Annotated in this window: 18 protein-coding genes and 1 pseudogene; 16 read left to right on the top strand and 3 right to left on the bottom strand. The window is 38.1% G+C overall.

The window, feature by feature from the left end; all coding sequences use genetic code 11:
- Nucleotide 1: 1 nt before the first annotated feature.
- From QMD21_00305 to QMD21_00290, 4 genes are read left to right on the top strand one after another with little or no spacing between them, the layout of a single operon-like run.
- Nucleotides 2-1,249: a dihydroorotase family protein gene (locus QMD21_00305; GenBank protein ID MDI6855213.1), complete on the top strand. Its 1,248-nt coding sequence runs from the start codon at nucleotides 2-4 to the stop codon at nucleotides 1,247-1,249.
- Between the two features lie 9 nt (nucleotides 1,250-1,258).
- Nucleotides 1,259-1,726: a small multi-drug export protein gene (locus QMD21_00300; GenBank protein MDI6855212.1), complete on the top strand. Its 468-nt coding sequence runs from the start codon at nucleotides 1,259-1,261 to the stop codon at nucleotides 1,724-1,726.
- A gap of 44 nt (nucleotides 1,727-1,770) precedes the next feature.
- Nucleotides 1,771-3,066: an amidohydrolase gene (locus QMD21_00295; GenBank protein MDI6855211.1), complete on the top strand. Its 1,296-nt coding sequence runs from the start codon at nucleotides 1,771-1,773 to the stop codon at nucleotides 3,064-3,066.
- Complete coding sequence (locus QMD21_00290) at nucleotides 3,063-3,737, top strand: TIGR00289 family protein (protein MDI6855210.1); 675 nt, start codon at nucleotides 3,063-3,065, stop codon at nucleotides 3,735-3,737. The genes QMD21_00295 and QMD21_00290 overlap by 4 nt, the downstream gene beginning before the upstream one ends.
- Nucleotides 3,738-3,924: 187 nt before the next feature.
- Here QMD21_00290 and QMD21_00285 read toward each other — a convergent pair whose 3' ends face one another.
- Nucleotides 3,925-5,067, bottom strand: a complete 1,143-nt coding sequence (locus QMD21_00285) for an AAA family ATPase (protein MDI6855209.1) — start codon at nucleotides 5,065-5,067, stop codon at nucleotides 3,925-3,927.
- A gap of 461 nt (nucleotides 5,068-5,528) precedes the next feature.
- On the opposite strand from QMD21_00285, the gene QMD21_00280 reads away from it, so the two are divergent.
- From QMD21_00280 to QMD21_00265, 4 genes are all read left to right on the top strand, one after another.
- Nucleotides 5,529-5,954: a hypothetical protein gene (locus QMD21_00280; protein ID MDI6855208.1), complete on the top strand. Its 426-nt coding sequence runs from the start codon at nucleotides 5,529-5,531 to the stop codon at nucleotides 5,952-5,954.
- Between the two features lie 5 nt (nucleotides 5,955-5,959).
- Nucleotides 5,960-6,685 carry an HAD-IA family hydrolase gene (locus QMD21_00275; protein MDI6855207.1) on the top strand — a complete coding sequence of 242 codons (726 nt, stop codon included), beginning with the start codon at nucleotides 5,960-5,962 and terminating at the stop codon, nucleotides 6,683-6,685.
- Between the two features lie 379 nt (nucleotides 6,686-7,064).
- Nucleotides 7,065-8,288 carry a cation:proton antiporter gene (locus QMD21_00270; protein ID MDI6855206.1) on the top strand — a complete coding sequence of 408 codons (1,224 nt, stop codon included), beginning with the start codon at nucleotides 7,065-7,067 and terminating at the stop codon, nucleotides 8,286-8,288.
- Nucleotides 8,289-8,317: 29 nt separating this feature from the next.
- Nucleotides 8,318-8,815: a CBS domain-containing protein gene (locus QMD21_00265; protein MDI6855205.1), complete on the top strand. Its 498-nt coding sequence runs from the start codon at nucleotides 8,318-8,320 to the stop codon at nucleotides 8,813-8,815.
- Between the two features lie 140 nt (nucleotides 8,816-8,955).
- On the opposite strand, the gene QMD21_00260 is transcribed toward QMD21_00265, so the two are convergent.
- Nucleotides 8,956-9,126, bottom strand: a complete 171-nt coding sequence (locus tag QMD21_00260; GenBank protein MDI6855204.1) for a transposase — start codon at nucleotides 9,124-9,126, stop codon at nucleotides 8,956-8,958.
- Nucleotides 9,127-9,145: 19 nt separating this feature from the next.
- Between QMD21_00260 and QMD21_00255 the strand changes: the two genes are divergently transcribed.
- The 3 genes and pseudogenes from QMD21_00255 to QMD21_00245 all read left to right on the top strand — a co-directional run bounded on the left by QMD21_00255 (nucleotide 9,146) and on the right by QMD21_00245 (nucleotide 9,953).
- Nucleotides 9,146-9,370: an aconitase X gene (locus tag QMD21_00255; GenBank protein MDI6855203.1), complete on the top strand. Its 225-nt coding sequence runs from the start codon at nucleotides 9,146-9,148 to the stop codon at nucleotides 9,368-9,370.
- The gene (locus tag QMD21_00250) at nucleotides 9,354-9,572 is read left to right on the top strand and encodes an aconitase X (protein ID MDI6855202.1); all 219 of its coding nucleotides are present in this window, start codon (nucleotides 9,354-9,356) and stop codon (nucleotides 9,570-9,572) included. The genes QMD21_00255 and QMD21_00250 overlap by 17 nt, the downstream gene beginning before the upstream one ends.
- Nucleotides 9,569-9,953 (top strand): annotated as a pseudogene (locus QMD21_00245) (DUF126 domain-containing protein). The gene QMD21_00250 and the pseudogene QMD21_00245 overlap by 4 nt, the downstream one beginning before the upstream one ends.
- A 12-nt stretch (nucleotides 9,954-9,965) precedes the next feature.
- Here QMD21_00245 and QMD21_00240 read toward each other — a convergent pair.
- Nucleotides 9,966-10,352, bottom strand: a complete 387-nt coding sequence (locus tag QMD21_00240; GenBank protein MDI6855201.1) for an AbrB/MazE/SpoVT family DNA-binding domain-containing protein — start codon at nucleotides 10,350-10,352, stop codon at nucleotides 9,966-9,968.
- A gap of 266 nt (nucleotides 10,353-10,618) precedes the next feature.
- Here QMD21_00240 and QMD21_00235 point away from each other — a divergent pair, with 266 nt between their 5' ends.
- Genes QMD21_00235 through QMD21_00215 form a run of 5 tightly spaced genes read left to right on the top strand, consistent with a single transcriptional unit; the run spans nucleotide 10,619 to nucleotide 22,270 of the window.
- Nucleotides 10,619-13,780 (top strand): CARDB domain-containing protein, encoded by a 3,162-nt coding sequence (locus QMD21_00235; GenBank protein MDI6855200.1) that lies wholly within the window; start codon nucleotides 10,619-10,621, stop codon nucleotides 13,778-13,780.
- A 2-nt stretch (nucleotides 13,781-13,782) separates the two neighbouring features.
- Nucleotides 13,783-16,926 carry a hypothetical protein gene (locus QMD21_00230; GenBank protein ID MDI6855199.1) on the top strand — a complete coding sequence of 1,048 codons (3,144 nt, stop codon included), beginning with the start codon at nucleotides 13,783-13,785 and terminating at the stop codon, nucleotides 16,924-16,926.
- 3 nt (nucleotides 16,927-16,929) lie between these two features.
- Nucleotides 16,930-20,196: a hypothetical protein gene (locus QMD21_00225; protein ID MDI6855198.1), complete on the top strand. Its 3,267-nt coding sequence runs from the start codon at nucleotides 16,930-16,932 to the stop codon at nucleotides 20,194-20,196.
- The gene (locus tag QMD21_00220) at nucleotides 20,193-21,323 is read left to right on the top strand and encodes a hypothetical protein (GenBank protein MDI6855197.1); all 1,131 of its coding nucleotides are present in this window, start codon (nucleotides 20,193-20,195) and stop codon (nucleotides 21,321-21,323) included. Before QMD21_00225 ends, QMD21_00220 begins: the two co-directional genes overlap by 4 nt.
- Nucleotides 21,320-22,270: a MoxR family ATPase gene (locus tag QMD21_00215; protein MDI6855196.1), complete on the top strand. Its 951-nt coding sequence runs from the start codon at nucleotides 21,320-21,322 to the stop codon at nucleotides 22,268-22,270. The genes QMD21_00220 and QMD21_00215 overlap by 4 nt, the downstream gene beginning before the upstream one ends.
- Nucleotides 22,271-22,274 lie beyond the last annotated feature (4 nt).

Genomic DNA, 22,274 nt, shown 5'->3' with positions numbered 1-22,274 from the left:
TATGAGCTATCTTGTAATAGAAGGTAATCTCTGGCTTGGTGGCGAGTACGAGTTAATGAAGTGCTGCGTTGGAATTGAAAACGGTAGAATTGTAGAAATAAAAAAAGTGCTTAAGGGAGAAAAAAACTTAGATTTCGGCTCTAAACTTATTTTACCTTCAGGTGTAGATGTTCATGTGCATTTTCGCGAGCCTGGTTTAGAGCATAAAGAAGATTTTTTCACAGGAAGTTTAGCAGCTTGCTTCGGAGGTGTAAGCTATGTGGCAGATATGCCTAATACAATACCTAAAGTAGATTCTGTAGAAAGATTTCAAAATAAGTTAAGAATTGTAAAAAATAAGTCGTGTATTGATTTCGGGTTATACGCTAGCGCAGTGAGCAAAGAGCTAAAAAAACTTGCTAAATTAGCTACCGGCTTTAAAATCTACCTGCCTGAAATTGATTTCTCAGTTTACGAAGAAACTCTAAAATTGATAGAAAAAGAAAATATTTCTAAGCCTTTGCTGGTCCATGCAGAAGATAAAAATTTCATTAAACAAGGGCATGCAAAAAACTTGAATGAGCACATGAAGCTTAGTTGGAAAGCTGAACCAGAAGCTATAAAAAAATTATCTTCCTTTACCAAAAGACCTCTACATATATGCCATGTTTCTGCAAAGGAATCGCTCCCTTATCTAGAAAATAAAAATTTTAGTTCTGAAGTTGCACTTCATTATTTATTGCTAAATTCAAACTCAAAACTGAAGATAGAAGGCTTAGGTAAGGTTGTACCTCCTCTTAGAACTAAGGAAGACAGCAACGCACTCTGGCAAGCGCTAAAAGCAAATGAAATAGATATTATTGCAAGTGATCATGCTCCGCATACACTTGAAGAGAAAAAAGATTTTTCAGAAGCTCCGCCAGGCATGCCTGGCGTAGAAACAACCTACCCTTTGCTTCTGAATTTGGTGAGAGAGCAAAAAATATCTTTAGCAAGAGCTGTAGAATTGTTTTGTGAAAAGCCTGCCTCGTTCCTCAAATTGAAAAAAGGTAAAATTGCTAAAGGCTATGACGCAGATTTGATACTAGTTGACTTAAATGAAGTGCAAAAAATCAAAAGCTCTAAGCTACATTCTAAATGCCAATGGAGCGCGTTTGAAAATTTTTCAGTGGTATTTCCGCTATGGGTATTTATAAGAGGCACACCTATAATTGAGAATTTAGAGTTCGTTGGCGAAAAAGGCTATGGCAAGTTTATAAGTAATGAATAAAAAATTAAAATGCTAGAACTGACACCGCATCTAATAATATTTATCATCTCAATGATGCCTTTCGCAGAGCTCAGAGTAGCAATTCTAATGGGACTTCTCTATAACCTACCGCTGTGGCAAGTTTTTTCAATTTCCGTGCTCGGCAATATTTTACCAGTACCTTTCATCATATTATTTTTTAGTTATATAGAAATATTACTGCGCAGATACAAGCGCTGGGATAGAGTTCTTACAAGGCTTTTCGACCGTACAAGGAGGAGAGCAAACCCAAAAATCCAGAAATATAAAACTCTAGGGCTTATAGCTTTCGTAGCTATCCCATCACCATTTACAGGCGCTTGGACCGGCTCCTTAATAGCTTATCTTTTCGGACTTAAACTTACAAAGGCTATATTAACTATCTCAATAGGTGTAATTATTGCAGGCTTGCTCGTAACACTGCTTTGCTTGACAGGAACTGTGTGGCTAACTTCCTAAAAGAGTAAGTAAATTTAAATAACGAGTCTGAGTTATACAATATTATGATACTCTTAAGAAACTGCTCTTGGGTAGTGACTCAAAATGCAAATCGTGAAATTCTGCGCAACGTCGACATTTCTATAGAAGACGATAGAATCGCTGGGATTGGCTGTAACTTAACCACCAAGGACTATATAATTGATTGCAGTGATAAAATAGTGCTGCCAGGCTTGATTAATTCTCACACCCATTTACCAATGACTCTTTTCAGAGGTTATGCTGATGATCTTTTACTACAAGAATGGCTTGAAGATAAGATATGGCCTTTAGAATCAAATCTAACTGAAAAACATGTTTATCGCGGTGCTGTGCTAGGAATGCTAGAGCTCGTCAAAGCTGGAATTACAACTTTCCACGATATGTATTTTTTCGGCACCGCTGTTAAGCGTGCAGCTGAAGAAAGTGGGGTGAGAACTTTCTTCGCTCAAGCTATTGTCGATTTTCCAACTGCTGAGTTTAGGAATTCATCAGGAGCTTTCAGAGCATTTGAAAATTTAGCGAAAAGTAGCTCTGAGCTATTTACCCCAACAGTAGGAACGCATTCTCAATACACCTGCTCTACAGAAACTTTACTAAAAGCGAAAGAGCTGGCGAGAAAATACGAAACTTTGCTACATATCCATGTAGCTGAGACAAGAAAAGAAGTTTACGAATCGTTAGAAGAGCATGGCAGAAGACCTGTTGAATATCTCAACGAAATTGGTTTTTTAGATAAAAATGTAGTTGCAGTCCATTTAGGTTGGATAACTAAAGAAGAGATTTCGATATTAAGCAAGACGGGCGCTAAGGCAGTGCACTGCCCTGTCTCTAATATGAAATTAGGCGTTGGTGGCGTAGCGCCACTTGCTGAGATGTTTGATAACAGCGTAGCTGTTGCTTTGGGAACTGATAGCCCAGTCTCAAATAATAGCTTGGATTTATTTGAAGAAATGAAAGTAGCTGCTCTGTTACAGAAAATGCATAGATGGGACCCTAGAGTAATACCAGCGCAAATAGCGCTGGATATGGCAACTATAAACGGTGCTAAAGCGCTTGGAGTAGAGCATTTATTAGGCTCAGTCGAAGTAGGTAAAAAAGCAGACTTGATATTATTGGAGCTGACGAGCCCCCATTTAACGCCGTGCCATGATATTGTCTCTAATCTAGTATATTCTGCAAAAAGCTCTGATGTAGCTACAACTATAGTTAATGGCAAAATATTAATGGAAGATTATGAAGTTAAAACTCTAAACGAGCTGGAAATCTTAGCAAAAGCTTCTGAATCAGCTCTCGAGTTAGTTAGTAAATTAGAAAAATGAAGCTTGGGGTACTGACTTCGGGAGGCAAAGATTCCTTATACGCTGCCTATATTATGCATTCTCAAGGCTTTGAGTTAAAGTACCTTATCACACTACTGCCAGAGAATCCCTACAGCTATATGTTCCATTACTATAATGCTAAGCTGACGGAATTTCAAGCTTGCTCTATTGGAATTCCATTAATTCAAAAATCCACTAAAGGTGAGAAAGAAGAAGAATTAAAAGATTTAGCTGAGCTAATCAAATCGGTAAAGGATGAGCTTGACGGAATAGTTACAGGAGCTATAGCCTCAGAATACCAGAAGCAGAGAATAGATTTTATTTGCGAAGAGCTTAGCTTACGTTCTTTTGCGCCATTATGGCACAAAGACCAAGAAATGCTGTTAGAGGATATGCTGAGCGCTGGCTTCGAAATAATCGTTACAGCAGTCTCCGCCTATGGATTAGATGAAAGCTTGCTCGGCAGGAAAATCGATAAGAAACTTGTTGAAGATTTAAAAGCTGTTAACAAAAAATATAAAATTCAACTAGCTGGCGAAGGCGGCGAATACGAAACTTTCGTTCTAAATATGCCATTGTTCAAATACAAATTAGAAGTTAGCAAAGCTAGAAAAGAGTGGTCTGGGAGTTCAGGCGCTTGTATAATTGAAGAATTAGAAACAAAAAAATAATAGGGGCTGGGCAATAAACGCTTTCCCAGAGCCCGCCTTAGGGCGCTATATATCTGGGAAGCGCAATTACGAACTCTGGTTAGGATTTTGGAGTATTTAAAGCTTAGGTGAACCCGGCTAGAAAAATGGCGAGTGCTCTTAGAGCTCCTCAGCGACGTGAAAGCCACTCGCCACAAGATGTCTAGTGCTATCTAGCTAATCTCTTTAATTCTTCTTCCAGTTTCTCTTCCAGAACGCTTCCAGGAATATCAGTTAAGTAAATATGACTTGTCAAACCTTCTTTTGTAGCAGATTTCTTAGTGTCTATAAAGCCGTGCTCTTTTAGTTTCTCGCGCATTCTCAGTAACGTTCTAGAGCTTAACTTTTCTAGATTATATTCTTCGCACACAACAAGATATAGATTATCAACTTCACCGCTTGTAGCGTAAGGCTCTTCTTTGACTTTTAGCTTTCTTGCTACAGCCAGCAAGTATGCTTTTTCTTGGTCACTTAGTTCTCTGAGCTTATCATAACTATAAAAAGGATATATTTCTGCCTGCGTAGCTCTAACGCACTCCGGAGTTATCTTGTCAAGATAATTATTTATTGCATACCAGCCTGCGCCTCTAAGCAATTCTACTGCAATTCTAGCGCTCCCCTGCTTAGCTGCTAGTTTTGCAATTAGGTCTATAGAAGCACTTGTAATGCTTTTTGGATAAAATGCTAGCTCGACTCTTTGCTTGATAATATCTATAAGCTGCTTCTCTGTGTAAATGTTCAAATTTATTCTATTCATTACTCTAAACGTATCCTGAGTTGCAATATCTAAGTAATGAAGAATATCGTAAACAGCTATGAGAATTACAGAAATATTGCATTTTGCAATCTCCTTTGCCCTGCCAATAAGATACAGAAAATCTTTCTCTTTGGTTGCTAAAATGTTTGCTTCGTCAAGAACAAGCAGCAAATGCGCTTCGCGCTCTTTTAAAATTTTAACTAAAGCCTTAAAATTTTCGTGCATAGAGAAACCTTTGCCTCTCGCTCGCGCTTCTTTATCAAATTCAGCTATAGTCTCTGTAATTGCACTTACACCGCTCGGCACAACTCTGCAATTTAAGTAAACTGGTTTTACATGCGCTTTCTCAGCTACAATTTTGCTAAATAGTTTTGCAACCGCTGTTTTGCCTGTTCCGGGAGCGCCTGTAATTTCTGCCTTGCATGGAATATTTTTTTCGAGCATCGGCGCGAACGTTTTCTTAAGGCTCTCAAGCTCTTCTTCACGATGAGGCAACTCGTCAGGCACGTAATAGTCAACGAAAAGTTTTGATTCGTCTTTGAAGGAGAAGGGCATACAGAGGAAAAGTAGTTGTGGGATTATAAATGTAATGTGTGAACTGCGTTGAACGAGATCGCTTTTTAGACGGGCTCACGGGGATTTTCGAGACATAGCCTTGAAAATGAGTTGAGGCGTGAAGCGCCTCAACGCCAATCGAACCCCGACTTCCAGGTCTCTCCAGGAAAAAGAAAAGAACTTTCGTTAGTTACTACGCAATTAGTACTAGTAATTGCGTAGCAATCTTCGTATTATTAAGGGATTACGAAGTAATCCCTTGTTTCTCTTTTCTTCCCGCCAGTCGCTTTCTTTTCTCTTTTTAAGAGAAAAGAAAGGGCTGGTCCGAAGCCTGGTAGGCTATCCTTTACCTCATGAGCCCGCGTAAGCAGAGGCGAATGATAAGAGGAAAAACGAAGTTTTTCCTTGATAGCTAAATCGCGATAGCTAAATAAACGTTCCAGTATATTATAGTTTTTAGAATGTGCCAATTCGTAGAAAGATTATTCCCGGCAATAGAAATTAAATTCAAAGACGATAAGAGGCTCAAGCAAAGGTTTAATGTTCTAATGAAAAAAGATAATAATTACAGAATAGGTTCTGTGAATCTAGAGCCTAGTGAAGAGTTTTTGGATGTAATTTTTCAAGAAATAGCGCTTATCGCAGAAGAAACAATTAAGAATTCAAAATGTGAAGTACAAAGATTTGTATTAGAGGAAGGCGAAAATGTAGATTTAGGAGTTAAGCAGGCAGATATCCTTAAAGGGCTGATTTACGAAATTTATTGCTATGATTGTAGCTCAGTGATTTTTCTGAGAATCCTTGCCGAAAGAGCCCTTTTCATTGACAAAAAATGGCTCTCCTTAGATTGCGATGAAATAAAAAATACATTGTGGTTTAGAGAGTGAGATAAATGGTAAAAGCTGTGTTTTTTGATTTTGGCGGTACTCTTATGAGCACCGAGAGTGATAGGAAAGCTCATTGGAAACTAATGAAAGCCGTAAAACGGAGATACAATCTTAGAGCGCCAATAAAAGAGCTAGTAGAAAAATACGAATACTGCACCCATACTTACCCAAACCCTTTAAAGTATGAGCAATCGCATGGCTTGAAGAACATAAATAACGCATTCTCACAAATATTAAAAGAAGAAAATAAAATTCCTGACTACGATTGGTTTTGGGAAGAGTATCTCAAAGCTCATTTGAAAAACGTACGGCTTAACAAACGTGCAAGAGTTATATTAAGAAATATAAAAGCTAAAAAACTTCATTTGGGGCTTATATCAGATGTAGATAATGCCTATCTTCACGAGCAATTAAAAGCGCTAAAAATACTGAAATTTTTTGATTCTATAACTACTTCTGAAGAAGTTGGGGTTAGAAAACCTTCCAAGAAAATTTTTAAAATTGCACTTAAGAAAGCAAAATGTGAGCCTCGAAATGCGCTTTATATTGGCGATTCGATTGAGCGCGATATTTTAGGCGCAAGAGCTGTCGGTATGATCCCAATATTATTTTCCAGCAACTTGAGCTCTAGCTCATTAAAAAGCCCAATAATAAAAATAAATTCACTGTTAGAGCTACGAAATATAGTTTCTGTACAAACCTGCAAGTTCCATGGATTAAAACCTTTCTAATTTATCTTCAAAATGTCTTTGGATATAGTATTTAAAATCGAGGTACTGTTTTATCACTTCTAAACACTTATAAGCCGACAATCTCATCGAATTGAATTTAATTCTGTTCTTAACTGGATTGATTTCTTAGTATATCAAAATTCTGCCCACGCATGCTTCAAACAAATGGGCGCAGTGGAGTGATAGTCCAGAAGTTGGAGTTGAAGGGGGGAACAGATTGCGGAGGTCAACCTAGGCAAACAATAATAGGGTTTTAAATTCTAGAAACGACAATTGGTAACCCCCAGCAAGATTCTTTTCGGAGAGTCCATTTCCATAACAAAATTTAATAAAACAAAAGTTAATCCACCAATTAATATTTCAGAATAGAAGGCGCCGCATGTTTATCCTGAGTCTCTTGATTATCCTCATTGCCGTGGGATTGGGGAGAATATTGTCAAGAGCAATAAAACAGCCGGTAATTCTTGGTGAAATAATTTTGGGCATGATTCTTGGGAACCTAGGCTATCTCGTTTTGGTAGGTCCTATACCTCAGCTTGTAGATATCCAAAGCCTGCAGAGCCTTATTTTCACCGAAGATGACCTAAAGATAATGTCTCATCTTGCAGATATCGGCATAATCCTATTACTATTTTCTACGGGCTTGGCAATAAATTTTGAAGAATTTAAAAGGCTTGAAATTGCTTCAAGCGTTGTCGCTTCCTTAGGCGTGATCTTTCCATTTCTACTCGGTTATTTGGTGGCAATCTTTTTTGGTTTTTCTACTATCATCGCGCTATATCTAGGCGTTAGTCTAGTGGCGACATCGGTTGGAGTCAACGCCTCAATTCTTACAGAATTGAAAATGTTAAGAACTAGGCTTGGCACGTTGATTATGGGCGCAGCAGTGGTAGATGATGTGATAGGCGTAGTAATGATAAGCGCTCTTGTGGGTATCGTGGTAACTGGTACTATACCTCTAGCAAGAATATCTCTACTTGTTGTTTTTGTTGTACTATTTTTCCTGATAGCTCTTACTTTGGGAATAAAAGGGTTTAGAAAATTCTCAGAAAAAATACATCTAGGAAAGGAAAGCGTTCTGTTGTTGGGCTTAATCGTGGTTTTACTCTTCGGGCTGATAACAGAAGAAATTGGGCTGGCATCTATTGTTGGCGCTTTTGTGGCAGGCTTGGTTGTTGGACAGTCCCGCTTGGCTGCTGAGGTTAGAGAACACGTATCGTTGATCGGTGGTGCTTTTTTCATACCTATCTTTTTTGTTTTCATGGGTACGAAGTTCGATGTTCGCGCATTCTTAACCATCGGGCTATTCGCAGTCGTTCTTCTAATTGTCGCAATAATCGGTAAGATTGTAGGTTGTGGTGGTGGCGCTAAGATATCTAAATTTAGCGGGCGCGAGTCCTTTGCTGTTGGTATTGCCATGATACCAAGAGCGGGCGTAGAACTAATATTGCTCAAATTTGCATTGGACTATAAGATTATAGGCTCGAATATAGCATCCGCTATACTTATCATGATTATCGTTACCACTCTTATCACACCTCCTTTATTAGTTAAAGCCCTGAAAATGATTAGAAAAGAAAAGAAAGAGAAGGAGAAGGTTTAATACATAAAAAGTCGGTAGAGGGGAAGTATATGCATGAAGAAAAAGTGGTTGTGCCCGAGTTCTACAAATTTACGGTAGAAGAAATTATGGACAAGCGTTTGTGGGACCTGCCTTTAATTGAAAAGGATACAGATGTGGAGCACGTGTTAGCTGTTTTGAGCGGGAAGAGCCACGTTTGGGTTGTCGAAAGTAAGGAAACTAAAAAATTGGTTGGCGTGATAACGGAACACGATATTCTGTCAATTCTCGCGCCTAAGAAGCTGCCATCTTATGTTTTCGGCATACCTGATGTTAGAACCCTGCACGAAGCAACTGCAGGTAGCATAATGTCAAAGAAGCTTATCAAATGCGCCCCAAAAACTACAATTAAAGCTGCACTGGATTTGATGTCAAGATACGGCGTGAGGCGCCTGCCAGTAACGGAGAATGACGTTATCATAGGCGAGATCACACTTCATCACATAATAGCAAGATATCATATTTTTGTTCAGTCTATAAAGAAACAGGAAAAAATAGAAAGAAAGTAGTAGGTAAAATTGGGCTGTTGGTTGGCTCTTAGTTTATCACTATTTACTCCAAACACCTACATTCACTCCACGTATTTAACCCCCGTCACCCCTGATGGCTCCCTTTTTGTTACATCAATATGATTATGAGTACTTAATTTTCACCTCCATTTTCTTCTCGGTTTTGGTATATGTCCCATTTTTAAGTAGCCTCCAGATCGTTTTAATGAAGGAACAAGTCCTGCATCAGAACATAATTTCTTTGAGTTAGCAAATCTTTCTATTTCTCCAATCTGTGCAGAGATAAAAAACTTTTTCCGTTTCAAATTCATTATCACACGGTGAGGTTTGATGGGAGAAGGCTGGGGCTTTGGGAAGGTGATTTTGTTTAACGAGCATTTTGTAAAGGAGACTTATGAGAAACTGAACACAGGTAAAGATCCGAATATTGTGGTTCTTGGTTGTCCGCACGCTTCATTAAGAGAAATATCTGTTTTAGCTGAGAAGCTAAAAGGGAAAAAAACCGAAGAAACCATTATGGATTTGCACCTCAAGGGTTATGAAGGAATGCGCTAACAGAATGGGTTATACGAAGATTGTAGAAAATGCCGGGAGTAAAATAGTTGCAGATACTTGCATGGTTGTTTCACCTATTGAAAGAATAGGCTACAAAACCACAGGTGTCAATTCAGGCAAGGCTGCAAATTATCTGCCTAGTTTTTGCAAGCAGAAGGTTGTTTTCAAAAATATTGATGAGCTGATAGCGAGGTTATTATGAGAGGGAGAACAATCTGTCCAGGAAAAGCAGAAGGTGAAGCGCTCGTTTCAAAAGAGCCTCTTGGTTTTTACGGCGGGATAGATGCAAAGACAGGTACCGTGAATAGAAAAGTGGCACGAGCTCGAGGGCAAATGTGTTAAGGATAAGATACTGGTGTTCCCATGCGGTAAGGGCTCTACAGCAGGCTCTTATGCGATCTACGGCTTGAAAAAGAATGGTGTAGCGCCGAGAGCGATTATAAATGAAGAAACCGAAACTATCGTTGCTACCGGTGTGATCCTACCAGGCATACCATGTGTTGATAAAATTAAAATAGAGCAGATTAAAACGGGCGATAAGCTGGTTGTGGATGCGGAGAAGGGAATTGTGGAACGAGTATAGGGGATACGTGTTTTACTCCATTGCCACGATAAGTTTACTTTTACCACCGGGTCGAATGGTGACACTTGTACCATCCTTTGCACCAACGAACTCAGCAATTGCTTTCGGTATTCGGATAATGAGCGAGTTCCCGGACCTTGAGATCTTTGTTTTTCGCTCCAGACCCCGTATTCCTATCTCTTTTGCCTTCTTTTCTATTTTATTCATAGCATTCTCTGTAAAGAAAGCCTCGCCGCATTGGTTGCATACATCCGCCTCGAACTTACCAAGATACAAATCCTCATACAAGTAGTCAATTTTTTTTTGATACAAGTTTTCCTTTTTGGCGGATAGGACATTCCATCTTATTCCCTCCAATAGGTCGTTATCACAAAATACAAGCAGGGCAATTTCTTCCATACAACCTCAAGTTTTTTGTATCTTGATATTATTCTATTCCATTTCACTGTCTTAGCACCTTTTAGTATAGTCTCTCGCAACTCTTTTGTAGAGATTCCTCTTTGTACGATTCTATACTCTCCACGTACTGAACCTCTAATAGAGCATTCCTTCACTTAGATATACATGGATATACAAGTATATAATTTCTAAATTGTCAAATAAGGGCGCAAAATTGCTCAGCATAGTCGCAAATATTATATACAACTGAGCACAATAAATTGACTGTGCATAAATTTGTAATTGTACTGGCTGTTTTAAGTTCTATAGTTGTCAGTAATATTACTCTCGTAGCTCTGAGTAGTTCTAACAGACTAACAACCTGGGAAGATCCTGTGAATTTGTCTAATAATACAGTCAGCTCAATGCATCCTGCAGCAGCAAGCTGGAAAAATTATGTTCATGTAGTTTGGGAAGATGCTCAGGGCATTAGGTATAATAGAAGTAGCTCTTCGGGATGCGTATGGGAAGAGGTAAATATACCTGCCTCTTCCTTGGGTCGTTCGCCAGCAATTGCTGTATGGCAAAATTATGTGCATATTGTTTGGGTCAAAGGCAATTTTATATATTATCTGAGAAGTAGTACGAATGGCTCTAGCTGGGATTTCTATCCTAAGACGATAATTTCAGCATATTGCTCTGAAGTAAGAATTGCGCTTAACGAAACCGAGCTGTACATAGTATGGCACGATCAGTGCTATATTCGCCTTGCTAACAGCAGCGATAACGGCGATAATTGGTCTCCTGCCTATACTATTGCCTATGGTTATTATATTAAGAACCCTGCAATAGCATGCTGGAACGATAGTGTTTATGTCGCCTGGCAAGAATCTGAAGATTTGTATACTTGGGATATATATTGTAGTTTTAGTACCGATAAAGGCTTGAGCTGGACTGAAAGAAGAGTAACTAACACTTTAAGCTGTTCAGAAAAGCCAGCAATTGCAGCAAATGAAACCGATGCTTGGATAGTATGGCAAGATAACAGAGATGGTAATTGGGAGATTTACTGGGCTAATTTAACTGCGTTAGAGCAAAAAAAGCTTACAACTACTAGCGGCGATTCTAAAAACCCGGCAATTGCAGTAAACGATACAGGTATTTATGTAGTATGGTCTGATAGTACACCAGGTAATTTTGAAATCTATCTTGGAGTGAGTTATAATGGCATTACATGGGACTGCGAAAGAGTAACATATACTAATATTTGCGTGTCAGATTGCCCCACGCTCTGTCTTGATAACACTACTAACATATTCTGGCATGATAATCTTGACGGAGATTTCGATATTTATTATACTAGACCTGAGAAAGAGCGTTATCAACTAAAGCTCGAATGCGAAATTAATTCTAAAGAGTTAAATTTTAACTCCTCTGTTAATTACACTATTATTTTAAAAAATCTAGGTAGCAGAGTTGATAATATAGAGCTGAGATGGGAGTTCTCTAATCAGCAGGTTGATACCCTCAACTGGAGTGCTTCCCTAAACTTAACAGCTCTAATTTTAGAGCCGAGAAAGGATGCAACTGTGAATTTAACAGTTACTGCTAGTACCCCAGATATTAACTCTAAAGCTTATATTTTAGTAATAGCCCACTCTAATTATGGCAATATCGAGGATTCTATAGAGACAGTTACAAGTATTATTCCGATCTACAATCTGGCTTTAGAATGTGAGTATAGTAGCAGTATTGTAGAAGCGGGTGGAATAGCTTATTACACTATATCGGTTCAGAATAGAGGAAATCGCAGAGATAATGTCTACCTTCTGGATTTAATTCAGGTAAGTGTGCCATTCGGCTGGGATTCATCACTTAGCGATTACGAACTGGTATTAGAGCATAGCGAAACTAAATATTTTTACCTTTGCGTTAAAGCACCTGAAGCTGATAAAGGAATTGCAGAGGTAAAAGTAAGAGCGCTTTCTAAATACGACAGTACCAAAAGAGATTACGTTACAACCTACACTGGGATCAAGAATTTTACAATAGATTTGTCTTGTGATGAAGCTACTAAATACGCAGTCCCTGGTGCCACTCTAAACTATACAATTAACGTTTGGAACCTAGTTGGAAGCGGCGAAATCAACTTTGAACTTAATACTACCTTATGGAACGCTTCCCTATCTGAAGATAGAATTTATTTAGCCACAGGAGCTAAGTCTCTAATTTATCTATACCTAAAAGTACCTGAAAATGCAATTAGTGGCGAGTGTTTGAAAGTCAATTTAACTTCAAAGCTAGAAAACTACACTGGCAATATTATTTTGACTGCAATAGTAGCTCCAATTTATAATATTACTGCAATTTATAACAAGACTTTTGTTATAGAGCCTGGCAAAAACGAAAGTTTAAATTTGGGCTTCAAAAATAATGGTAACGTAGAAAATTTACTTAAATTCAAGCTATTAGCAAAGCCACCTAACTGGGAAGTTAGTCTTTCATACTTGAATTTCTCAATACTTCCTAACGAGCTAAAATATTTGGAAATATTGATTTTCGCTCCAAGAGCAGCGTCTGCTGAGGAGGAATATTATTTAGAACTTAACGTTAGCGCCAAAAATGTTAGTTTTATATTGAATATTACAATTGAAGTGGCTCAATATTATGATTTTAATATTGCATGTGAAAAGCCGGTAGTAGCGGGAGCACCAAACACAACAGTAAAGTACAATATTGAAGTGGAAAATTTAGGTAATGGAAAAGATATTATTTTGTTAATAAGCAATTTTGGATGGTTAGAGAATACAAGCTCAGTGTTAAATTTAAGCGAGCGTAAAAATATTTCTGTACGAGTACATATACCTTTTAAGATAGATAATTTTAGCTATGAGTTTGAGCTTTTAATACAATCTTGCGGCAATAATAGTTTAGTCAAAAAAATTACTCTTAAACTAATACTGCTACTACCTGATTTTAAATTTGCAGATATAAAAATTTCTAATTTAAATCCTAAGGCTGGTGAAGAGGTGAGAATAAGGGTAGGTATAACTAACGAAGGTAATATTACAATGCAAAATGTGCTGGTATCGTTATATGAAAATGATGCTCTTTTTAAGAGTGAAGAAATTTCAGTATTAATGGCGAATGAAGTCGTCTACCTATGGTTTACATGGTATGCTAAACCAGGAAGTTATATATTAAGAATAGAGCTCGATCCCGAAAACAGGTTCCCAGAGCTTAACGAAGACAATAACGTTTTCATTCAAAAATTCGAAGTCAGCTTTATAGAGTTTTGGAATATATATCTATACATAGTAGTAGCAATTGCTGTAGCGATAACTATAACTTTAGGATTGAGGGAGCTAAGGAGAAGGAGTAAAAAGCGCCGAGCCACATACATTTATAGTTTGAAAAAGCAATTAATGAAAAAGCAATTAATAAAATAGCTATGAAGAAGCTAATACTTGCAATTCTCGCGCTTATCGCCATACTGTTTTTGATCCATTTTTTTCAGTTTTATCCTTTAAGGTATGCGCAACATGTATTTGAAGGCAAAGAGGAGCAAATACCACTTATAGATACAGATGAAGATGGACTACCTGATATAAAAGAGCTCGGCTATCCACCCGGCTTTCCTGCAACTAACTACACTAATCCGGATACTGACGGAGACGGTATTCCAGATGGGTGGGAAGTAAAATATCGATTATGGTTCGATATGGCTGAAGACAAATACCAGCCTGCAGACCCAAATCGTGCAGACTCTAATTGCGATATTGACAGCGATGGCCTTACAAATCTTCAAGAATATCTAGCTGACACGAATCCTGGTAATAACGATACTGATAGCGATGGCATGCTTGATGGCTGGGAAGTATTCTATGGACTAAACCCACTGGCTAATGACTCTTCTTTAGATTTGGATGACGATGGGTTATCAAACTTAGAAGAATATTTAGCAGGCACAAATCCTAAAAATAACGATACAGATAACGATGGTCTTGGCGACTACGACGAGATTTACATTTATAAAACAAATCCCACAAACCCAGATACTGATAGCGATGGCATGCCTGACGGCTGGGAAGTTTACTATTTACTAGACCCGCTTAGAGACGATTCAAGCGAAGATCCTGACAATGATGGTTACGATTTTGATAGGAATGGAGCAATCGACCAAGATGAAAAATTCACAAATCTAGAAGAATATTTAGCAGGCACAAATCCTCGCAATCCCGACAGCGATAGCGATGGCATGCCTGACGGCTGGGAAGTTTTTTACAGACTAAATCCCCTTGCAAACGATACCTATAGTGACGAGGATTTGGATAATTTAACTAACTTAGAAGAATACTTAGCACTCACAGATCCGAGACTAAACGATACTGATTACGACGGCCTTATAGATGGCGATGAGGTAAAACTTTACAATACATCTCCAATTAATCCAGATACTGATGGAGATGGACTAAACGATTACCAAGAAGTATTTCTGAAATTAGTGTTTCCTGAACTCTACAAACTTTACAATATTAGTTTTACGAATCCTTGCGCTAAAGATACTGATAACGATGGATTGACTGACTACGAAGAAGTATTTTTAAGAAGTTGTTTTAGAGCGCTAGTTTGGCGCTACCCAGATATTAAACCCACAAACCCATGTAATTACGATAGCGATAACGATGCGCTTTTGGATGGCGATGAGGTCAAAGCATGGCTCACTCATCCTAACAACTGGGATACTGATAGTGATGGTATGCCTGACGGCTGGGAAGTAAAATATGCAGTTTACAAAATTGATTTCTATTACTGGAATATCGACCCTAGAAGAAATGACAGTGCCGGCGATAGCGATAGCGATGCACTAACTAATTTTCAAGAATATTTGTTTAATATTCCTAATAACTGGAGTGTTTCAATGAATGGCGTTTGGTGGAACGGCACAAATCCAATAAATTGGGATACTGATAATGATGGTATGCCTGACGGCTGGGAGTTTTTCTATCAGCTAAATCCGCTTGCTAATGATTCTCTTTTGGATGCAGATAACGATAATTTAACAAATTTAGAAGAATATCAATTTAATCTCCCAACAGCCTGGGACGTTCCTTTGAATGGCGTTTGGTGGAACGGCACAAACCCAATAAATTGGGATACTGATAATGATGGTATGCCTGATGGCTGGGAAGCAAGCTATAATCTTAATCCGCTCAGCTCAATAGATTCAGGTAATGACGAAGACGAGGATAATCTCACAAATTTAGAGGAATATTTAGTTTCAATTCCAAGCTGGTGGGCTGTTCCTTGGTATGGCGTTTGGTGGAATGGCACTAGCCCATTAAATCCGGATTGCGACAGCGACGGCTTGCTAGACGGAGCTGAAATGAGCTCCTATTACCAAGAATCTGAAATAGATTGGGATGGCGATGGCAACCTAAATTACAATACCAACCCATTGTCTCCAGACACTGACAGCGACACTTTCCTGGATGGATATAATCTTATAGTGATGAATAACTCAGAGCTTTACAGGTATTTCTTAAATTATAGTATTGCGCATATCGACAACTTGGATGGTACCATAACGTTCTATGGTGAGCTAACTTTAGGGACTAACCCTCTCGTAAAAAATGAGACTGCAGATAGTGACGGCGATGGTCTGACTAACTGGGAAGAAGTAAATATTTACGGCACAAACCCTAACAATCCAGATACTGATGGAGATTGGCTCTGGGATGGCGATGAGCTTGGAATAGTAGAAAGAGACGGCTATCCCAACCTATATATAACAAACCCGCTAAATCCAGATAGCGATTGTTGCGGATGTTGGGATGGCTGGGAGGTTAAATATGGCTTTAATCCTACATATGGAAATGACGATTCTGAAGACCCAGATCTAGATGGCTTAACTAACAGATTTGAGTTCTTAGTAACTGACACAAATCCAACACATTGTGATACTGATTTGGATAGGCTGCTCGATGGATTTAATATAACTGTAAATACTGTAACGTGGACGTGTTGGTATATGTTATGCGATTATAATATAACTGAGACCGTAACGCCTACAACAACCGATCAAGGTTTGGAGCGGTATAATCATCTTATGAATCGTGGTATAATCTATAATTGCACCGATGCTCTGGTAATATTCATTGGCGAGCTGAGCATTGGCACAGACCCAACAAACCCTGACAGTGACGGTGGCGGTGTAAGCGATGGTACTGAAGTTGGGGGGGGCACAAACCCAACAAATCCTAATGACGACCAAACAGTTGGGAGATACGTTGCAGAAATTACTATTCTAGAGATTTGGCCTTTAAAAGATTTTTATTATAAAGGCGAACGTTTTTGGGTGAGAGGTAAAGTTGTTAATGCAAGTAATCCTACGCAGCCTATTCCAAACATAACAGTAACAATTTATCTTAATCAATCTGGAATCTCTTACGTTGTAGGTATAAATAAGACAAACGAATCAGGCGAATTTATTGTGGAATGCCAAGTACCTGAAAATATTAGTGCTGGTACTGCTACAATTGCTGCTAAATCAGAAGCCACCTATGAGTATTTAGAAGCTTGGGATGAATGGTAAAAAATGAAAAAATTTTTGATGTTTTCTGGAATTGTACTTTTTCTGTCAGTCTCAATAATGAGTTTAGAAAGCTCACAGTTTTCTGTTATTATAGCTCAAGTAGAAAGAGACGATATCAATATAACGTCAAACACAACAATACACTTATACACACGTGATTGGGTAGAGAACAACACAAGCTTAAGCGTTGAAGGCAGGTTATTTGAAGTGCCAGGCTATAACGGTGTTGGGGGCGCTACTCTAAACATTTCTTGGAATAATACAAAGCTATCAGAACTCGTTACTGTGCTGTCCTCAGACCCTGCTCTAAACGGCACGTTTAACTTTAGTTTTATTCCTAAAGAAAGAGCTGGCTGCTATCCATTAAATGTAAGTTTCGAGGGCGATACCTATAGAAATAGCTCTTGGAACGAGACTAAAATTAAAGTAATGCACCAAGTAGTGATAAATGTAGTGGAGAGCACAACTTCTGTGGTTGTCGGTAATAATATTTCTATTAGTGGCGAACTAGAGGATGATGATGGCACAGCGTTAGTGAACGAGACTGTAGAGTTGCTGCTAGACAATGTTTCAAAAAACGATACTAAAACTCTTTCGCAAGGCTATTTTAGAATTAATTACACTGTTCCATTGATTACAACTGCAGGCAATCATATAATACGTGTTTTTCACCCGCGCTCAGTGTACTGGCTTGAAAAGAGTGCTGAGCTGAATGTTACTGTACAAAGAAAAACTCAAATTCTTTTAAATTCTAAAGTTGTGGGAAGGAATAAAACTGCAGATGTTACCGGGACTTTAGTTGATAATATGAATGTTACGCTCGCAGACGAGAATGTGACTGTACGCTGGTGGGATAACAGTGAAAAAAACGCAACAACCAATGAATTTGGAAATTTCAGTGTAGAGTTCTACGTGGGAGCTCCTCCCTCGAATACTATAAACGTTACTGCTAATTTTAGTGGCTCAAATTATTATGAAAGCAGTTCTAATAATACAACTTACACAGTACAGCGAGGTGCTAATATTATTCTTGAAGGTAAAAGAGCTGTTCGTCGCTATACTACTGAGATTAAAGGTCGTGTCTTCGATGACGATGGAGAAGATATGCACAATGCTAATATCTCGCTGTTCTGGAACGAGGAGCAAATAGGTAGCAATATTACTAATTCCACAGGCTGGTTTTCCTACACCTATCTGGTACCTTCAGACCATTTTCTTGGAAATGTAACTGTAAAAGCAGTGTTTGAAGAGAACGAGACTTTCGCTCGCTCTGAGGCAATTGTAAATTACACAATAACTTCGGAAACAAGAATTGAGCTGAGGTTAGAGCCTAGTAGAGCTATAAGAAATAGTACTGTGGATATTGCCTGTAGTATTTTTGCAGATAATGGTATGATGATAAGTGACGAGGAATTAACAATTAGAATTTTCTGGAATGACAGTCTTATAAACACTACAACTACAAGCGTAGGTAAATTTTCTTTTGCTTGGCTTGTAGAATCAAGTCAGAGCCTTGGTAATGTAAAAATAAGAGCTGAGCTCAATCAATCTTCTAAATACGAATCAAATCACACGGAAGTATATTACGAAATCTACTCTGAGACATATATTCAAGTTGCTGGTAAAAGATCGATTAGAAACGCAACAGTAGAAATTTCAGGAAGTATAGTAGACGATCAATACGTGCCTTTAGAAGTTGATTTAGAAATCCATTGGAATACTACAACAATCACTGCTCATTCTAATTCTTCAGGCTTTTTCAGCTGTCTTTATCATATTCCTTACAATCATTCAGTAGGAAAAGTTAATGTAACCGTTAAGTTTTCAGGAGCAGACTTTTATAATAGCTCTGAAGCTACTGCCATCTATACTATCTATTCAAACACAACGTTAGTGCTTGCTAAAGCAGAAAAAATTTATAAAAATTCAACTGTAGAGATTAACGGTACTTTATTAGATGACCAATGCAGCATTGTTGCAAATCAGTTAATTAGTATTTTCTGGAGAGACAGGCAAATTGGAGCTGCAGTCACTAACTTTAGCGGGTTCTCGTTCTACTACAATATCCCTGCTTTAGATGCTGTTGGCGAGGCTAAAGTTAGCGCTAAATTTAGCGGCACCGATATTTACGAGCCTTCTGAAAATATAACGTATTATAAAATTTACTCAAACACTACAATTTTAGTGTTTATGCCTGAGCTGTTAGTTAGATACGAAAATTTTACGATAGAAGCGCTGCTTTTAGAAACCGATTCTTTACTGCCAATAGCTCGCAAATATATGTTGTTGAGCATTGCAAATCACAGTTTAGGAAATGCATGTACTGATATTAATGGCATTGCTAACTTTACTGGCATACTTACGGGCTCTATAAGCTTAGGCTGTCAAATTATAAAAATCGAATTTAACGGCTCTGGGTACTATGAAAGCTCTAAGTTTGAGGAGTCAATTGCTGTAAAAGAAAGAGTTAAAATTGCTATCGATACGCTACCGGCTATAGAAGCAGGCTGCGAACTTAAATGCTTGCTTTCGCTAAATCCTAGACTTTCAAATGCAAATATAAAGTTAAAACTGAGATTGGTTGATGAAGAGCTAGAAAATATTACAATTGTACTGAAGATTGGCAATAGAGTTGATGAGCTTTTAACAAACGAAACAGGTATGGCAGAGCGAATATTGCAAGCAGATAGTAAAGGTAATCTGAGCTTCTCTCTAATCGTTCCAACCTTTACAGGAACCCTTACATTAGAGGGGATAACTGAGTTTGCAGGTACTGAGTATTATGACTACTACATACCTTCGAGTATAGTTTGTAACGTTAGTGTTTACGAGAGGAAGTTATATGCAATCCCAACTTGGCTCTATCTACTGCCTTTACTAGCACTTCCAATACCTTTCGTGGGCTATTGCATACTACGAAAGCGCCAGATAGCTAAAATGCGCAAAATTATAGAATCTGCGAAAGGTGAGCTAGTTGCAGGAAGCGCTTATATCAAAACAATACTAGAGCTCTATCGCAAACTATGTGTGCATTTGAAAAAATTCGGCTTCTTGCGCAAAAGCTTTGAAACTTTTAGAGAGTTTGAATATGCAGTTAGAAAGGCTTTGCCTATAGCTGAAGAGTGCCTTGATAAGTTTATTGGTATTATAGAAGAAGTACGATACTCGCATCATGAAATTAGCTCTAAGCATAGAGATGCGGCAATAGCAAATTTTAATGCTGTAGAGCTTAGTATAAAAGAGTTAGAAGAGCGGATGAAAAGAAAATGAAGTTGAAAATTAAGATTCTAATTAGTATTTTCATAATAACAACTCTTGCAATTTTACTTATTCCTTCTTACAATACCAAGCAACTTTCAGGTTACGATACTAGCTGGGCAGATGTGTCAATTCTAAGAGAAGAGCTTAAAGCAAGGAACTACATTCCTAAATGTATTGTATCAACGCCCATATTACTACAGAATCTAAATCCCGCTGATACTTTACTTATTGTTACAGGTGTGGAGAAGCCTTATACAGAAGAAGAAGCCTGGGGTATTTACGAGTTTGTGCAAAATGGCGGCAAGGCTATAATTGCAGACGATACCGGCAACATAAGAAATTTAGCTGAAAAATTCAATTTTACATTTTACGAGCACAGAATATATTATGAAAGTTTTACTGATTCACCTGAATTTGTAAATGCTTGCGCAGTGCTCAACGGTAAAAAATATGAGCTTGTATTTAACATTCCTACAGGGTTTAGAATATATGGTGAAGAAATTGAAATAATATGTAAAGCTTTAGAATGTTATATCGATTGGAATGGCAATCGAATCATAGATTTAGATGACGAGCTTATTCAAGACATGCCCCTAATTCTAAAAATCAAGTTTGGCGCAGGCGCTATAGTTTTTATCGCCGATCCCAGTATATTTATTAATCGAATGATAGTGAAGCAAGATAATTTGGACTTTATTCTAGAGCTTGTAAGCTCGCTACTGCCGCAATCAGAGTATGCCGTTGTAATTTTCGATGAAAGCAGACACGGCAGCTATATAGCACTCGCTACCATAATATTCTTAACTTCGTACCAGTTATGGGTTGTATTAAGTTCTATTATTGTTGGTGCTGTACTTGCTTGCGTGATAATAAAATCAAAAGGCAAAATACCTTGGAAGCACGAGTTCAATATTAGAGAATTTAAGTCTTACGAGCCTCAAAATATTTACGAAAGAGCTGCAAAAGCTGTGGTTGAAAAAGTTAAAATAGCTTACAACATATCTCAGATTGAGCTCTTGAACGACAAACAACTAGATAGTATCGACCCTGTAGTTACTAAAATAGTAAGGGGCAAGAGTATTACTCGCGAGGAACTTGTTAGAGCTGTAAAAAAGCTGGGAGTGGGAAGAACATGAATAGTAGAGAGGAGTCGTGGAAAATATCAAATAATATAATCAAAGAAGCAGAGAAAGCAATAGTAGGAAAAGAAAATGTTCTGAAATTTGTTGTGGCTGGAGTACTTTGCGATGGGCATATACTTATTGAGGATTTTCCAGGCTTGGCTAAAACTCTAATGGCGAAAACACTTGCTCGCATACTAGGCTGTAGTTTCAGAAGGGTTCAATTTACACCCGATGTACTGCCGGCAGATATTATAGGTACTTATGTGTATGATGAAAGCTCAGGTGAATTCAAGCTTCGTAAAGGACCTTTATTCACTAATATTTTATTAGCTGACGAAATTAATAGAGCACCCCCTAAAACGCAATCAGCTTTACTTGAAGCAATGCAGGAGAGGCAAGCCACAATAGAAGGAATTACTCATGTATTACCCAAACCTTTTATTGTGATGGCTACTCAAAACCCAATTGAATACGAAGGTACTTACCCGTTACCAGAAGCTCAAATAGATAGGTTTTTAATGCGCCTAAGAATAGGGTATCCTGATAAAAAGGATGAGATTGAGATTATGCGAAGAAGAATAGCCAGGAAAAGCGAAGATGTAAACGTTGATCTTATAGCAAATCCTACGAAAGTACTTGAGTTACAGAAAGCAGTTGAAGAAATCCATATTGATAGCTCTATCCAGGAATATATTGTAGAAATAATCGCAAGGACAAGGGCTGATAAAAGATTGGTTTTAGGCGCTAGCCCCAGAGGCTCTTTAGCTGTTTTCAAAATTGCAAGAGCCATTGCTATACTTAACAACCGCGATTACGTTACGCCTGACGATGTGAAAAGAGCTGTAATCCCAGGGGTAGCGCATAGATTGATACTAAAGCCTGAGATTAGAGTAAGAGGCGTTACAAGCGAGAATGTTCTAGAAGATATTCTGAGGCAAGTACCGGTGCCTGCACTATGAGCAA

It is taken from the genome of Candidatus Thermoplasmatota archaeon, from assembly GCA_030018475.1.
Lineage (GTDB): Archaea > Thermoplasmatota > JASEFT01 > JASEFT01 > JASEFT01 > JASEFT01.
Note: the sequence above shows the minus strand (reverse complement) of the source record. Positions and strands in the feature narration are given on the sequence as shown.

Excerpts from the sequence above, each read along its gene's own strand:
- QMD21_00220 (MDI6855197.1), top strand. The coding sequence starts at position 20,193 with ATGAAGTTGAAAATTAAGATTCTAATTAGTATTTTCATAATAACAACT.
- QMD21_00275 (MDI6855207.1), top strand. The coding sequence starts at position 5,960 with ATGGTAAAAGCTGTGTTTTTTGATTTTGGCGGTACTCTTATGAGCACC.
- QMD21_00230 (MDI6855199.1), top strand. The coding sequence starts at position 13,783 with ATGAAGAAGCTAATACTTGCAATTCTCGCGCTTATCGCCATACTGTTT.
- QMD21_00240 (MDI6855201.1), bottom strand. The coding sequence starts at position 10,352 with ATGGAAGAAATTGCCCTGCTTGTATTTTGTGATAACGACCTATTGGAG.
- QMD21_00290 (MDI6855210.1), top strand. The coding sequence starts at position 3,063 with ATGAAGCTTGGGGTACTGACTTCGGGAGGCAAAGATTCCTTATACGCT.
- QMD21_00250 (MDI6855202.1), top strand. The coding sequence starts at position 9,354 with ATGAAGGAATGCGCTAACAGAATGGGTTATACGAAGATTGTAGAAAAT.
- QMD21_00265 (MDI6855205.1), top strand. The coding sequence starts at position 8,318 with ATGCATGAAGAAAAAGTGGTTGTGCCCGAGTTCTACAAATTTACGGTA.
- QMD21_00300 (MDI6855212.1), top strand. The coding sequence starts at position 1,259 with ATGCTAGAACTGACACCGCATCTAATAATATTTATCATCTCAATGATG.
- QMD21_00280 (MDI6855208.1), top strand. The coding sequence starts at position 5,529 with ATGTGCCAATTCGTAGAAAGATTATTCCCGGCAATAGAAATTAAATTC.
- QMD21_00260 (MDI6855204.1), bottom strand. The coding sequence starts at position 9,126 with ATGAATTTGAAACGGAAAAAGTTTTTTATCTCTGCACAGATTGGAGAA.
- QMD21_00305 (MDI6855213.1), top strand. The coding sequence starts at position 2 with ATGAGCTATCTTGTAATAGAAGGTAATCTCTGGCTTGGTGGCGAGTAC.
- QMD21_00285 (MDI6855209.1), bottom strand. The coding sequence starts at position 5,067 with ATGCCCTTCTCCTTCAAAGACGAATCAAAACTTTTCGTTGACTATTAC.
- QMD21_00255 (MDI6855203.1), top strand. The coding sequence starts at position 9,146 with ATGGGAGAAGGCTGGGGCTTTGGGAAGGTGATTTTGTTTAACGAGCAT.
- QMD21_00270 (MDI6855206.1), top strand. The coding sequence starts at position 7,065 with ATGTTTATCCTGAGTCTCTTGATTATCCTCATTGCCGTGGGATTGGGG.
- QMD21_00215 (MDI6855196.1), top strand. The coding sequence starts at position 21,320 with ATGAATAGTAGAGAGGAGTCGTGGAAAATATCAAATAATATAATCAAA.
- QMD21_00295 (MDI6855211.1), top strand. The coding sequence starts at position 1,771 with ATGATACTCTTAAGAAACTGCTCTTGGGTAGTGACTCAAAATGCAAAT.
- QMD21_00225 (MDI6855198.1), top strand. The coding sequence starts at position 16,930 with ATGAAAAAATTTTTGATGTTTTCTGGAATTGTACTTTTTCTGTCAGTC.